Annotated in this window: 7 protein-coding genes; 2 read left to right on the top strand and 5 right to left on the bottom strand. The window is 68.8% G+C overall.

From position 1 onward, the window contains the following. Positions 1–423: 423 nt before the first annotated feature. Both rpoB and G3I56_RS03995 read left to right on the top strand, forming a co-directional pair. Positions 424–3,906 carry a DNA-directed RNA polymerase subunit beta gene (gene rpoB, locus G3I56_RS04000; protein WP_164407127.1) on the top strand — a complete coding sequence of 1,161 codons (3,483 nt, stop codon included), beginning with the start codon at positions 424–426 and terminating at the stop codon, positions 3,904–3,906. A gap of 114 nt (positions 3,907–4,020) precedes the next feature. Then, the gene (locus tag G3I56_RS03995; RefSeq protein WP_164407126.1) at positions 4,021–7,920 is read left to right on the top strand and encodes a DNA-directed RNA polymerase subunit beta'; all 3,900 of its coding nucleotides are present in this window, start codon (positions 4,021–4,023) and stop codon (positions 7,918–7,920) included. A gap of 78 nt (positions 7,921–7,998) precedes the next feature. Here G3I56_RS03995 and G3I56_RS44635 read toward each other — a convergent pair whose 3' ends face one another. The 5 genes from G3I56_RS44635 to G3I56_RS03970 are packed head-to-tail and all read right to left on the bottom strand — an operon-like array spanning position 7,999 to position 15,269. Then, a complete protein-coding gene (locus G3I56_RS44635) occupies positions 7,999–9,789 on the bottom strand; it encodes a M48 family metalloprotease (RefSeq protein ID WP_275406619.1) in 1,791 nt (596 codons plus the stop codon). Positions 9,790–9,839: 50 nt separating this feature from the next. Next, complete coding sequence (locus G3I56_RS03985; protein WP_164407125.1) at positions 9,840–10,400, bottom strand: Pycsar system effector family protein; 561 nt, start codon at positions 10,398–10,400, stop codon at positions 9,840–9,842. Next, positions 10,397–12,019, bottom strand: coding sequence for a hypothetical protein (locus G3I56_RS03980; protein WP_203688975.1), 1,623 nt, complete (start codon positions 12,017–12,019; stop codon positions 10,397–10,399). Before G3I56_RS03980 ends, G3I56_RS03985 begins: the two co-directional genes overlap by 4 nt. Positions 12,020–12,078: 59 nt before the next feature. Then, positions 12,079–14,406: a hypothetical protein gene (locus G3I56_RS03975; RefSeq protein WP_164407123.1), complete on the bottom strand. Its 2,328-nt coding sequence runs from the start codon at positions 14,404–14,406 to the stop codon at positions 12,079–12,081. After that, entirely contained in the window at positions 14,403–15,269 is an 867-nt protein-coding gene (locus G3I56_RS03970) for a hypothetical protein (RefSeq protein WP_164407122.1), read from the bottom strand. Before G3I56_RS03970 ends, G3I56_RS03975 begins: the two co-directional genes overlap by 4 nt. Between the last annotated feature and the right edge of the window lie 6 nt (positions 15,270–15,275).

The following is a 15,275-nucleotide window of genomic DNA, read 5'->3' as shown; positions in this document are numbered from 1 at the left end:
CTGATGCTGTGCCGCACGTGACGATGGCAGCACCGGGTTTGGGCTTGGAGGCCTTGACGAACCGCACGGAGCGCGCAATTCTCAGGACGCGTCGTCACAAGGATCCGAATCCGAGGTTGGATCGGTGGCGAAGAGGGCAGTATCGATGTGGCATCGAGGCGTGGCTTGCAGCAGGGGTTGAGAGCAACGAGGGTCTTCAAAAACCCGCACTGGACATCAGTGGGCCTAGTGGCTACACTGACCCTTTGCGCTGCCTGTTAGCTGCCTCCTGCCCGTCACCAGGGGCATGCCCTCGCTTGAGCACCGACGATCGGACCTTCTACGACCTGGCCTTTTCCGGCTGGTCGTGAAGCGCCTGTCTCTGTGCCCCTGTGAGGGGCCGGTACGCGCGTAGTGAGTCCGAGCCCTCGGAAGGACCCCCTCTTGGCCGCCTCGCGCACTGCCTCCGCGAATACAAACCACGGCGCCAGCACTGCCCCGCTGCGCATCTCTTTTGCAAAAATCAAGGAGCCCCTCGAGGTTCCGAACCTCCTTGCGCTGCAAACCGAGAGCTTCGACTGGCTGCTCGGCAACGCCGCGTGGAAGGCTCGTGTCGAGGCTGCTCTGGACAGCGGACAGGACGTCCCCACCAAGTCCGGTCTGGAGGAGATCTTCGAGGAGATCTCCCCGATCGAGGACTTCTCAGGGTCGATGTCCCTGACGTTCCGCGACCACCGCTTCGAGCCTCCGAAGAACTCGATCGACGAGTGCAAGGACCGTGACTTCACGTACTCCGCGCCCCTCTTCGTCACGGCCGAGTTCACCAACAACGAGACCGGCGAGATCAAGTCCCAGACGGTCTTCATGGGCGATTTCCCGCTCATGACGAACAAGGGCACCTTCGTCATCAACGGCACCGAGCGTGTCGTCGTGTCGCAGCTGGTCCGTTCGCCGGGTGTCTACTTCGACTCCTCCATCGACAAGACGTCCGACAAGGACATCTTCGCGTCCAAGGTGATCCCCTCCCGGGGTGCCTGGCTGGAGATGGAGATCGACAAGCGCGACATGGTCGGTGTCCGCATCGACCGCAAGCGCAAGCAGTCCGTCACCGTCCTCCTCAAGGCTCTCGGCTGGACGACCGAGCAGATCCTCGAGGAGTTCGGCGAGTACGAGTCGATGCGCGCCACCCTGGAGAAGGACCACACCCAGGGCCAGGACGACGCGCTGCTCGACATCTACCGCAAGCTCCGTCCTGGCGAGCCGCCGACCCGTGAGGCCGCGCAGACGCTTCTGGAGAACCTCTACTTCAACCCGAAGCGTTATGACCTCGCCAAGGTCGGCCGTTACAAGGTCAACAAGAAGCTGGGTGGCGAGGCCCCGCTGGACGCCGGTGTGCTGACCGTCGAGGACATCATCTCGACGATCAAGTACCTGGTGAAGCTGCACGCCGGTGAGACCGAGACCGTTGGCAACAACGGCACGTCGATGGTCGTCGAGACCGACGACATCGACCACTTCGGCAACCGTCGTCTGCGCAACGTCGGCGAGCTCATCCAGAACCAGGTCCGTACGGGTCTGGCGCGTATGGAGCGAGTCGTCCGTGAGCGCATGACGACCCAGGACGTCGAGGCGATCACGCCGCAGACCCTGATCAACATCCGGCCGGTCGTCGCCTCCATCAAGGAGTTCTTCGGCACCAGCCAGCTGTCGCAGTTCATGGACCAGAACAACCCGCTGTCGGGTCTCACCCACAAGCGCCGTCTGTCGGCGCTTGGCCCGGGTGGTCTCTCCCGTGAGCGGGCCGGCTTCGAGGTCCGTGACGTGCACCCCTCGCACTACGGCCGCATGTGTCCGATCGAGACCCCTGAAGGCCCGAACATCGGTCTGATCGGCTCGCTCGCCTCCTACGGCCGGGTCAACGCGTTCGGGTTCGTCGAGACCCCGTACCGCAAGGTCGTCGAGGGTGTCGTCACCGACGACGTCGACTACCTGACCGCCGACGAGGAAGACCGCTTCGTCATCGCCCAGGCGAACGCGATCCTCTCCGACGACATGCGCTTCGAGGAGTCCCGCGTTCTCGTCCGCCGCCGTGGCGGCGAGATCGACTACATCCCCGGCGACGACGTCGACTACATGGACGTCTCCCCGCGCCAGATGGTGTCCGTCGCGACCGCGATGATCCCCTTCCTGGAGCACGACGACGCCAACCGTGCCCTCATGGGCGCGAACATGATGCGCCAGGCCGTGCCGCTGATCACCGCCGAGGCTCCCCTCGTCGGTACGGGCATGGAGTACCGCTGCGCCGTCGACGCCGGCGACGTCATCAAGGCCGAGAAGGCGGGTGTGGTCCAGGAGGTCTCCGCGGACTACGTCACCGTCGCCAACGACGACGGCACGTACACCACGTACCGCGTCGCGAAGTTCTCGCGCTCCAACCAGGGCACCTCGGTCAACCAGAAGGTTGTCGTGGACGAGGGCGACCGGGTCGTCGAGCACCAGGTGCTCGCCGACGGTCCGGCCACCCAGGAAGGCGAGATGGCGCTGGGCAAGAACCTGCTCGTCGCCTTCATGCCGTGGGAGGGTCACAACTACGAGGACGCGATCATCCTGTCGCAGCGCCTCGTCCAGGACGACGTCCTCTCCTCGATCCACATCGAGGAGCACGAGGTCGACGCCCGTGACACCAAGCTCGGCCCCGAGGAGATCACCCGGGACATCCCGAACGTCTCCGAGGAGGTCCTCGCCGACCTCGACGAGCGCGGCATCATCCGTATCGGTGCCGAGGTCGTCGCCGGTGACATCCTCGTCGGCAAGGTCACGCCCAAGGGTGAGACCGAGCTGACCCCCGAGGAGCGCCTGCTCCGCGCGATCTTCGGTGAGAAGGCGCGCGAGGTGCGCGACACCTCGCTGAAGGTGCCGCACGGTGAGATCGGCAAGGTCATCGGCGTCCGCGTCTTCGACCGTGAAGAGGGCGACGAGCTGCCGCCGGGCGTGAACCAGCTGGTTCGGGTCTACGTGGCGCAGAAGCGCAAGATCACGGACGGTGACAAGCTCGCCGGCCGCCACGGCAACAAGGGTGTTATCTCGAAGATCCTGCCGATCGAGGACATGCCGTTCCTCGAGGACGGAACTCCGGTCGACATCATCCTCAACCCGCTGGGTGTGCCGTCCCGAATGAACCCGGGACAGGTGCTGGAGATCCACCTCGGCTGGCTCGCCAGTCGCGGCTGGGACGTCTCCGGGCTGGCGGACGAGTGGGCGCAGCGTCTCCAGGCCATCGGGGCCGACGTGGTCGCCCCCGGCACCAACGTCGCCACCCCCGTCTTCGACGGTGCGCGTGAGGACGAGCTGTCCGGTCTGCTGAACCACACGTTCCCGAACCGCGACGGTTCGCGCATGGTGCTCCCGACCGGCAAGGCGCCGCTGTACGACGGCCGCTCCGGCGAGCCGTTCCCGGAGCCCGTCTCCGTCGGTTACATGTACATCCTCAAGCTCCACCACCTGGTCGACGACAAGCTCCACGCCCGTTCGACCGGCCCGTACTCGATGATCACCCAGCAGCCGCTGGGTGGTAAGGCCCAGTTCGGTGGCCAGCGATTCGGCGAGATGGAGGTGTGGGCGCTGGAGGCATACGGCGCCGCTTACGCCCTCCAGGAGCTGCTGACCATCAAGTCCGACGACGTGACCGGCCGCGTGAAGGTCTACGAGGCCATCGTCAAGGGCGAGAACATCCCCGAGCCCGGCATCCCCGAGTCCTTCAAGGTGCTCATCAAGGAGATGCAGTCTCTCTGCCTCAACGTGGAGGTGCTGTCCAGTGACGGTATGTCCATCGAAATGCGTGACACCGACGAGGACGTCTTCCGCGCGGCGGAGGAACTCGGCATCGACCTGTCCCGGCGTGAGCCGAGCAGCGTCGAAGAGGTCTGACGGGAGTTCGGCGGGCTCTTGAACACCTTTGGAACAGGTGAGACAAGGCCCGCCGGCCCCAGGACCCCCGTATCAGACCCCATGACTTACAACCCTGAGAGGGATTGACGCATAGTGCTCGACGTCAACTTCTTCGACGAGCTCCGGATCGGTCTGGCCACCGCTGACGACATCCGTCAGTGGAGCCACGGCGAGGTCAAGAAGCCCGAGACGATCAACTACCGCACGCTCAAGCCCGAAAAGGACGGACTCTTCTGCGAGAAGATCTTCGGTCCGACCCGGGACTGGGAGTGCTACTGCGGCAAGTACAAGCGTGTCCGCTTCAAGGGCATCATCTGTGAGCGCTGTGGCGTCGAGGTCACTCGCGCCAAGGTGCGCCGTGAGCGGATGGGCCACATCGAGCTCGCCGCTCCCGTCACCCACATCTGGTACTTCAAGGGCGTTCCGTCGCGTCTTGGCTACCTGCTCGACCTCGCCCCGAAGGACCTCGAGAAGGTCATCTACTTCGCGGCGTACATGATCACGTACGTCGACGACGAGCGCCGTACGCGTGACCTGCCCTCGCTGGAGGCGCATGTCTCCGTCGAGCGGCAGCAGATCGAGAACCGTCGTGACTCGGACCTCGAAGCCCGCGCCAAGAAGCTCGAGAGCGACCTGGGCGAGCTTGAGGCCGAGGGCGCCAAGGCCGACGTACGCCGCAAGGTGCGCGAAGGTGCCGAGCGGGAGATGAAGCAGCTGCGGGACCGTTCGCAGCGCGAGATCGACCGTCTCGACGAGGTGTGGACCCGGTTCAAGAACCTCAAGGTCCAGGACCTTGAGGGCGACGAGCTGCTCTACCGCGAGCTGCGCGACCGCTTCGGGACCTACTTCGACGGTTCGATGGGTGCCGCGGCGCTGCAGAAGCGCCTGGAGTCCTTCGACCTGGACGAAGAGGCCGAGCGGCTTCGCGAGATCATCCGTACCGGCAAGGGCCAGAAGAAGACCCGTGCGCTCAAGCGCCTCAAGGTCGTCTCCGCGTTCCTGCTGACCAGCAACAAGCCCAAGGGCATGGTCCTCGACTGTGTCCCGGTCATCCCGCCGGACCTTCGCCCGATGGTGCAGCTGGACGGTGGCCGCTTCGCGACCTCCGACCTGAACGACCTGTACCGCCGTGTGATCAACCGGAACAACCGTCTGAAGCGGCTTCTCGACCTCGGTGCTCCCGAGATCATCGTGAACAACGAGAAGCGCATGCTTCAGGAGGCCGTCGACGCGCTGTTCGACAACGGTCGTCGTGGCCGTCCGGTCACCGGTCCCGGTAACCGCCCGCTGAAGTCCCTCAGCGACATGCTGAAGGGCAAGCAGGGTCGATTCCGTCAGAACCTGCTCGGCAAGCGTGTGGACTACTCCGCGCGTTCCGTGATCGTCGTCGGTCCGCAGCTGAAGCTGCACCAGTGCGGTCTGCCGAAGGCGATGGCGCTGGAGCTCTTCAAGCCGTTCGTGATGAAGCGCCTGGTCGACCTGAACCACGCGCAGAACATCAAGAGCGCCAAGCGCATGGTCGAGCGTGGTCGCACCGTCGTGTACGACGTCCTCGAAGAGGTCATCGCCGAGCACCCGGTGCTGCTGAACCGTGCGCCCACGCTGCACCGCCTCGGCATCCAGGCCTTCGAGCCTCAGCTCGTCGAGGGCAAGGCCATCCAGATCCACCCGCTCGTCTGCACCGCGTTCAACGCGGACTTCGACGGTGACCAGATGGCCGTCCACCTGCCGCTCTCCGCGGAGGCGCAGGCCGAGGCACGCATCCTGATGCTGTCCTCGAACAACATCCTCAAGCCCGCCGACGGCCGTCCGGTGACGATGCCGACCCAGGACATGGTTCTCGGTCTGTTCTTCCTCACCACCGACGGTGAACTGCGTGACGTCAAGGGCGAGGGCCGTGCGTTCGGCTCCACCGCCGAGGCGACCATGGCGTTCGACAACGGTGAGCTGGCGCTGCAGTCGGCGGTCGACATCCGCTTCCCGGTGGGCACCATCCCGCCGCGCGGCTGGACCCCGCCGGCCCGCGACGAGAACGAGCCCGAGTGGCAGCAGGGGGACACCTTCCGCCTGCGCACCACCCTGGGCCGCGCTCTCTTCAACGAGCTGCTGCCCGAGGACTACCCGTTCGTCGACTACTCGGTGGGCAAGAAGCAGCTCGGCGAGATCGTCAACGACCTCGCTGAGCGCTACCCCAAGGTCATCGTGGCGGCGACGCTCGACAACCTGAAGGCGGCGGGCTTCTACTGGGGCACGCGCTCCGGTGTCACCGTGGCCATCTCCGACATCGTCGTTCCCGAGGCGAAGAAGGCGATCGTCAAGGGCTACGAGGCGCTGGACGAGAAGGTCCAGAAGCAGTACGAGCGCGGTCTGATCACCAAGGACGAGCGCACGCAGGAGCTCATCGCGATCTGGACCAAGGCGACCAACGAGGTTGCCGAGGCGATGAACGCGAACTTCCCCAAGACGAACCCCATCTTCATGATGGTTGACTCGGGTGCCCGAGGAAACATGATGCAGATGCGCCAGATCGCCGGTATGCGTGGTCTGGTGTCGAACGCCAAGAACGAGACGATCCCGCGCCCCATCAAGGCCTCCTTCCGTGAAGGCCTGTCGGTGCTCGAGTACTTCATCTCGACTCACGGTGCCCGTAAGGGTCTCGCCGACACCGCCCTGCGTACCGCCGACTCGGGTTACCTCACCCGTCGTCTGGTGGACGTCTCGCAGGACGTCATCATCCGCGAGGAGGACTGCGGCACCGACCGCGGCCTCAAGCTGGCCATCGCCGAGGTCGACGATGCCGGTGTGCTGCGCAAGACCGAGAACGTCGAGACGTCGGTGTACGCCCGTGCGCTGGCCGAGGACATCACCATCGACGGACGTGTGCTGGCCCCGGCCAACACCGACCTCGGTGACGTCCTCATCGACGAGCTGGTCCGGCACGGCATTGTCGAGGTCAAGACCCGCTCGGTCCTGACCTGCGAGTCCGCCGTCGGCACCTGCGCCATGTGCTACGGCCGTTCGCTGGCCACCGGCAAGCTGGTCGACATCGGTGAGGCGGTCGGCATCATCGCCGCCCAGTCCATCGGTGAGCCCGGTACCCAGCTGACGATGCGTACCTTCCACACCGGTGGTGTGGCCGGTGACGACATCACCCAGGGTCTGCCCCGTGTCGTCGAGCTCTTCGAGGCTCGCACGCCCAAGGGTGTCGCCCCGATCTCGGAGGCGGCCGGCCGCGTCCGTATCGAGGAGACCGAGAAGACCAAGAAGCTCGTCATCACCCCGGACGACGGCAGCGAGGAGACGGCGTTCCCGATCTCCAAGCGTGCCAAGGTCATGGTGCGTGAGGGTGACCACGTCGAGGTGGGCCAGAAGCTCACCTTCGGTGCCACCAACCCGCACGACGTGCTGCGGATCCTCGGTCAGCGCGCGGTCCAGATCCACCTGGTCGGCGAAGTCCAGAAGGTCTACAACTCGCAGGGTGTGTCGATCCACGACAAGCACATCGAGATCATCATCCGGCAGATGCTCCGCCGCGTGACGATCATCGAGTCCGGCGACGCCGAGCTGCTGCCCGGCGAGCTGGTCGAGCGTGGCAAGTTCGAGACCGAGAACCGTCGTGTGGTCCAGGAAGGCGGCCACCCGGCCTCCGGCCGTCCGCAGCTGATGGGTATCACCAAGGCCTCGTTGGCGACGGAATCCTGGCTGTCGGCCGCCTCCTTCCAGGAGACGACCCGAGTTCTGACGGACGCGGCGATCAACGCCAAGTCCGACAGCCTCATCGGCCTCAAGGAGAACGTCATCATCGGTAAGCTCATCCCGGCCGGTACGGGTCTGTCCCGCTACCGCAACATCCGGGTCGAGCCGACCGAGGAAGCGAAGGCCGCGATGTACTCGGCCGTCGGCTACGACGACATCGACTACTCGCCGTTCGGCACGGGCTCCGGCCAGGCTGTTCCGCTGGAGGACTACGACTACGGTCCGTACAACCAGTAGGCGGTAGTGGTCAGCCACTAGTCGGTAGTACGAAGGGCGGTCACCCCTGTTGGGGGGTGACCGCCCTTCGGCGTGTCCTCAGTGCTGTTGTTGCAGGTACGGCTGGAGGTGGTGCAGCCGGGTGTGGTGGTCCGGGTGCGAGGAGAGCAGCTTGCTCAGCGGGCTCTCCTCCGGTGCCACGCCGTTGTTGAGCGCGGCGAGCGCGGCCGTCTGCCGCTGCTCCTCCTGGTGGAGCTTGTCGAGTACGGAGGCCAGCATCGGGGCGAAGCCGAGGGCCGCCGCGTGCTCGTCGGCGCGGAGTTCGGCGCGGCGGCCGACGGCGGCGAGGGCGTACGGCACGCCGAGGATCAGCAGGGGCAGGCCGTACAGGGTGCTGACGGTCGCCATGGCGATGCCGCCGAGGACGAGTACGACGAAGCCGACGCCGAAGCAGGAGAAGGCGCGGGACACTTTGAAGACGATCACCGAGAAGGCGCGCAGGAACCGCCAGGCGAGACGGCCGGGCTGCGCGTACCAGTAGCCGAGGAGACCGGACCAGGCGTGGCCGCCGACGTGATGGCCCAGCTCGTGTGCCATCACGGCGGCGAGTTCGCCGTTGGGCAGCTCGTTCATGGCGAAGCGCGTGACACCGACGATGTGGCCGGCGGCGGCGACCGCGTTCAGGCCGTCACTGTCCTCGACCCAGAGCTCGTAGTTGCGGCCCTCGACGCCCGCGCGGGCGGTGACCTCACGCCAGACGGGTTCGAGTTTGGCTCGTTCTTGTGGAGTGGGGTGGCGCAGGTGGAGCAAACGGCGCGCGAGGGCGCTTTCGGTGGGCCGGTGGAACACGAGTGCGCCGCTCAGCAGCCAGGCGATGATCACGAGGAACGCGAGGTCGCCGAAGAAGAGGGAGAACATGCTGACGACAAGGAGGCTGCAGAGGAAGTTCGGGAGGTAGAGGAGGAGGTTGCCCACGGCGGTGGCGTCGGTACGGCGCTGGTGGGCGGAGATGTGGACGCGCCCGCGGTCGGTGGAGATGTGGTGGGGGTGGGCGGCGCCGCCGGGCGCCGGAGGCGTGGGGGAGGTGGGGCTCGCTGTGGAGGGTGTTAAGGGCGAGGCGGGTGTGGTTGATGCGGTCGGGGGGTGCTGTGGGGGAGCGTACTGCGGGGGGATGGGCTGGGCGGTTGCCTGGGGGTGGGGCGGGGGCTGGGTGGGGGTCGCGCCGGGGTAGGCGGGCGGCTGGGGTTGGGGCTGCTTCGGGGTCGCGCCCGGGTAGGCCGGGGGGTGAGCGGCGTTCGGGTACTGGGGTTGCTGGTTCGCGCCGGGGTAGGTCGGGGGCTGGGCGGTGCCCGGGTGCTGGGGTGGTGTGGCCGAGTCCGGGTAGGGCGGAGGCTGGGCGCTGTTCGGGTACGGGGGTGGCTGGGTGGCGTCTGGGTAGGGCGGGGGTTCGGTGGGGCCCGGGTAGCGGGGTTGCTGGGCGCTGTTCGGGTACGCGGATGGCTGGGTCGCGCCCGGCGAGGTCGGCTGCTGGGCGGGGTCCGAGTACGAAGGGGGCTGGGTCGCGCCAGGGTAGGTCGGGGGTTCGGCGGGGACCCGGTACGGGGGTTGCTGGGTGGCGCCCGGGTACGCGGATGGCTGGGCCGAGTCCGGGTAGGGCGGGGGTTCGGCGGGGTTTGGGTACCGGGGTTGTTGGGTGGTGCCCGGGTGCGAGGGGGGCTCGGCGGGGTCCGGGTACCGGGGTGGTTGGTGCCTGGTCTGTGGGTGCGGGGGAGTGGGCTGGGCGGGATATGTCGGTGGGGCTGTGTGCTGGGCTGCTGTCTGCTCGGGGTACGTCGGTCGGAACAGGGGCTGATCGGAGGGCTCGGGGTATTCCGGGGGTGGCTGGGTCATGGTCTTCCTTCACGTGCGGGGACGGTGCTGAGCGGTCCGGTCCGATGTGTTCAGCCGATGAGCAGGGAGGCGGGGAGGAGGAGCGTGCCGGCGCAGAAGGAGATCAGGCCGGTACGGATCCACTGGTGCTTGCGTGCGGCGATGCGGCTCGTCTCGGTGAGTGCCAAGGTGAGCGCGGCCGTGGGGTCGCGCTGGGTGTCGGCGAGCGCTGCCGCCAACTGGCCGAGCCGCACGGCCTGTTGGATGTCGCCGAAGTAGGAGAGGGGCTGGCCCGGAGCCCACGGTTCGGAGCGGTAGCGGGGCAGCACCGCGAGGAGCAGCGCGAACAGGGACAGCACCAGGGACGCGGCCCCGAGGGCCCAGGCGACGGTGCCGCCAGTGCTGAGCGCGGCCGGGTTCCAGTTCCGCCCGGCGAGCAGCCCGCTGAACACACCGGCGGTCATCCCCAGCGCGGCGACCAGGACGGACGCCTTGCTGTCGGCGCGGGCGATCTCCGTACGGAGGTCCGTGAGGAGGCGCTCGCAGAGCTGGATGGGGGCGGCGGGGGGCGCGGGGGCGCCTGGTGGGGGCGGTGTCGGGCTGGGGTTGGGGCTGGGGTCGAGTGTCGTCACGTAGCGCCGCCTGTCCTGTCCTCCTTGGGTCCGGTATCGGGGACCTCGGCCGGCTTGTCCGGCGCCGCGCTCTGCTGGTCGGGGAGGGTCGGGGTGCTGCCGTAGCCCGGGGGCGGCTGCCAGGCGGGGGTCGCGGGAGTGCCGTAGGGGCCCGGCGTCCGGGGAGCGGAGTACGGCTGCTGGTACGGGCCCGGGGCGCCGTACGAGGGGACCGCTCCGTAGGGGGTGGCGGTGGGCGGCATCAGGGGCTGGGCCGCAGGTGGCTGCGGGGCGCCCGGGTGCGGGCTCGCCAGGGGTGTGTCGCTTCGGGGCTGGTCGGCGGGTTCGGGGTGGCGGCCGGGTTGCGTGTACGAGGGGTCCAGATGGCCGGGTACGGGTCCCTGCCGGCCCGGGGCGGTTCCCGGTTGCCCCGGGACGAACCCGGGCTGTGCGGACGCCCCGGGTGCCCCGGGTGCCTCCTGGCCGTACGTCGGGTACGGGTCGCCGCCTGGGAGCGGGGGAGGTGTCTGGGGGACGCCCGGGAGGCGTTGGGTGAGGATGTCGCTGACTGTGCGCAGGGCCAGCTGTTTGGGGCCCTCCAGCTCGAACTTCTCCGCGTTGTCGCCGTGCAGCAGGTCCTTCACCAGGTCCATCTGGGCCTGGATCATGCGAAGTTGGTCGTCCCGCATGCTCGTCATGACCATGCGGGAGTCCTCGGGGTGCTGGGCGAGGTGCAGGGCCCAGGCATGGACGCCGCCCTGTTGCAGGTGCCACTGGTAGAAGGCGACCTTCTGCGCCTCGATCTGCTGCAACTCCAGTTCCTGGTGGCCCTGTTGGATGGAGAGCTGGTGCTGCTGGCCGCTCTGCAGGGACGCCTGTTCGTAGTCCCAGCGCTGCTGCTGGAGGGCCAGGTGCTGTTGCTGGGCGCCGTACGCCATCGAGCGCTCGATCTGGAGGGCGTCCTGCCCCCGGTTGCGGCGGTCCACCTCGACGTCGATGTCGGCGCCGCGCTGGGCCGCCCACACCTGCTCGGTCGCCGAGTGGTCGATGGCCTGGAGGCGGCGCTGGTGGTCGATGTTCTCCTGGTCGCGGCGCAGGCGCAGGGTCCAGGTGGTCTGGAGGCCGGCCGGGGCGCCCAGCGGACCCAGGACGTTGATCGCCTGAAGTAGCTCCCCCTCCGCCGCCGCGCTGTCCGCGATCGGGAAGCGCCGGCTCACCGGGCGTGCCGCGCGCTGGAGTTCGCCGATGAGCAGGCCCGGTACGTCCCGGTGGCCGCTGCCCACGAACCGGGCCGGGTCGACGACCTGCCAGGACATGTCGATCTCGGCCGAGAACTCGAACGCGTCGTTGTCACTGGGGAGCGTGAGCGTGCCGGCGCATGGGTGCACACCCATGTCGACCTCGTACACCGCCGTGTAGTGCCGGGCCGCGATCTCGCTGCGCGTCGGGCGGCGGGGCGGGAGATAGGCCTCGTAGCCGCCCTTGGCGGTCGAGAAGACGAGGGCGTGGTCGATGCGGACCGTCGACTTCAGGGAGAGTTCGAAGCGTGACAGTTGGCGGACCGTGAGTACCGGGTCGATCAACTCGGTGTGCCGGTCCGCGGATTGCTGCCACTCGGGCGGGCGATGGAAGGCGGGCATCGTACGTTGCTCCTCGGTGAGCGGTAGCGGTAGCGGTGAGCAGGGATGTGCCTGGCGGGCTAGCGGACGGGGAGCGTGGTGACGAGGCGGGCCGCCACCGCGGGCGGTTGGGCGCCGTCCTCGCCCGGCATCGTCCGCAGGAGATGGTCCAGGCGCTGGTACTCCGCCGGGGTGGTGACCAGGGCCGGGAGCAGGGCCGCCAGGGCCCACTCGGTGGCCGTCGAGCGGTCGGCGACCAGGACCCACTCGCGCAGCACGTCCAGGGCGTGCCGGGTCTCGTTCGGGTCGCCCAGCGCCGCCCGCCACAGGAACGGGATGCCCTGGGCGGCGGCGGAGCCCTCGGTGGCCGACCGCGCGTACCAGCCGAGGACCAGCGGATGGCCGTACCGCTCGTCGTCCTGGGTGTGGCGGCAGGCGCTGACGAAGCCGCCGACGGTCAGGTCGTGCACCGCTCGGTCGTCGTGGAGGTGCCGGCGCAGTTCGGCGAGCACGTGGTCGCCGGCCTCGGAGAGGAGCAACAGGGCGACCGCTTCACGCAGTTCGCCGGCCATCTCGCGGTCGAAGGCGTCCTGGGCGGCTGCGTTCCCGTTGTGCCCGTTGCTCCCGTACAGACCGCGGGCGGCGGTGCGCAGGGCGGCCAGGGCCTGTTCGGGGCGTTCGGCGCCGATCAGCGCGTACGCCCGGACGGCCACCCAGCGCAGTCGCCGGTCCTCGCCCTTGGACCACTCGTCGAGGATGCGCGGGATGTTCGGCGTGTCGATGAGGTGGGCGAGGGTGAGCGCGTTGACGGCCACCAGGCGGTGCCGGAAGCGGTTGGAGGTCGCCCAGGGTTCGATGACCAGGGCCATGGCCGAGGGCAGGTCCGTACGGGCCAGGACGGCCACCGTGGACGCGGCCCGGGTACGGACGAGAGGGCGGCCGTCGTCGGCCAGTCGACGCAACCAGTCGATCAGCGCGGGGCGCGCGGAGGGGTGGCCCGTCCAGACCTCGCGCAGGAGTACGAGGGAGGCGCGGTCGTCGGTGAACCGGGCCTTCTGCTGGGTGACCGGGCCCCACTCGGTGTGCTCGTCGTCCTCGTACCGCTCGGCGCGGGCGAGTTGGAGGCGTTTGCCGATGTGGGTGCCGAAGACGGGGACCTCGGGGACGCTCGCCGGGTTCTGGGTCTGCTGGAGGAAGCGGTAGAGCAGATCGCTGAGTTCGGCGGTGAGGGCGTACGGGCCGTCGTCGAACGCGGCCAGCGCGACCAGGAACGCCTTGTCGCGCAGATGGACCGACGCCTCGTCCTCCTCGAACCACTCCTGGACCTGGTTCTCCAGGGAGATCAGGGAGAACTGGGCGACGGCGCTCTCGGTGACCTCTCCGGCCGTGTACCGGCCGAGCAGCTGGGCGAAGTTGGCGACCTCGCGGAGCTGGTGGCTGCGGCTCAGGAACTCGGTGACGTCGGGGAGTTCGAGCAGCTTCGCCGCCGTCGCCTCGGTGTCGACGCGGGTGCGGAGGTGGGCGGCCAGTACGTCGGCCGTGTCCGGCGGCTGCCAGTGGACGACCGGTACGTCCTCCAGGACGGCCGTCGGGCCCACGGTGACGACGAGATACGCGTCCTGGGCGGTGAGGCGGTCGCGGGCGGCGAGGAGATGGTGCTCGCGGAGGGGGCGGTCGCGGCGGGTGGCCAGGTCGGCGAGGACGTAGCCGCGGGGGTGGGCCGGGGCTCCTCCGGGGGCCGATCTGTCGGCGGCTGTCTCGGCGGTCGCGTCCGGCACCGTGAACCTGTCCGCCAGAGTGCTCGGGTTCGTGTCGCGGTCGAGCGTGTGTACGGGGGCCGCCCCGAGCCGGTGCAGGAGCATCAGGGCGGCCGTGTGTCTGCCGGTGAAGCGGGCGCCCGACAGGACGAGGACGCGGTCCCTGCGCAGCCGGGTGAGCAGGGCCTCGACGGTCGCGTCGGCGGCGACGGCCAACGAGGCGGCGAGCCGGTCGAGCGTGTTCCGCGGGACCTCACCGGACGCGGAGGCGGTGGCGGACGGGGCGGACAACCCGGGTATCGACCACTGGTGGATCTCCGTCTTGCTGCCCATGATCACGTCACCGGCGACCTGACCGCCGCTGACGCCGTGCTGGTTGCCGGCGACCGCGCTTCCGCCGAAGCCGGCGCTGCCGCCGAACTGCATCGTCCGGGGGCTGTGGTCGATCAGGTCACGCCGGGCCGACCAGGCGGTCTGGGGCTGCTCACGCTCCTCCGCTCCCTCCGACCCTTCCGAGCCCTCGGCCTCCTTGGACTCCTTGGAACTCCTGGAGTCCTTGGAGTCCTTCGCGGCGCCGTCACTGCCTTCGTCGGAGGCGGACGTGTCCTCGGATCCTGGGCGGGCGGCCTCCGACGCGTCCGGGGCGCTCATGAGCCGTCACTCCCGCTGCGGCCACCCAGGTTGACGTCCCCGGTGACCTGACCGCCGCTGACGCCGTGCTGGTCGCCGGTCACCACGCCGCCGCCGATGGTCACGGCGCCGTTGAAGTTGAGGACGGGGCCCGGGGCGGGACGGCTCTCGGGGGCAACGCCCTGTGCGGGCACTCTCGGAGCGGGCGGTGTCTGTGGCGCCGGGCGGTCCCCCGGACCGCCCGGCGCCTCCCCCGCCCCCGTGTCACGGTGGTCTTCGTCGGCCGGGGCTGCCGGGGCCGTTTTGTGGCCGCTGGGCAGCGGGCCGTGCAGCCAGGCACTCATCGGGCCGTTCTTGGTGTCCACCCCGACCGGGTGGAACTCGTCGGCCGGGATGCCGTGATGGCTGTGCCGTACGACGCCGGTGTACAGGGCGTCCGAGACGATCAGCGCGAAGTCGTGGGGGCGTTCGCGCAGGGCCGCCCGCAGCAGCTGGGCGTCCAGCAGACGGCAGGCGTTGTTCAGGTCGGTGCCGACCCAGCCGTCGTGCTCGTCCACGGCCACGTACCCGGTGGCGACGACCCCGCGCAGCCGGATCTGGGCCGAGCTGGACGCCATGCGGTTGACGTCCCGCAACTGCGCCGGCACCTCCACGAGCAGGGCCCGCAGCAGGGCGGTGACCGGGGCGTTCGCGTCGATGAGCTCCATCACGGAGTCCCCGCGGTCGGCGCGCAGGCGACGGGTCTCGTCGATGCCGGCGCTTTCCAGTGCGCGGTCGGTGATGGCGTAGAGCATGCGCCGCAGGTACGCCTGTTCCACGTCGTCCCGGTCGCTGAACCTCTCGATGTCCAGCAGCAGGATCGTGCGGCTCACGGGGTCGGTCATGGTCAC

The organism is Streptomyces sp. SID12488 (genome assembly GCF_010548275.1).
Taxonomy (GTDB): Bacteria; Actinomycetota; Actinomycetes; order Streptomycetales; family Streptomycetaceae; genus Streptomyces.
The sequence above is the reverse complement of the archived record's forward strand: the minus strand, read 5'-3'. Positions and strand labels throughout refer to the sequence as shown.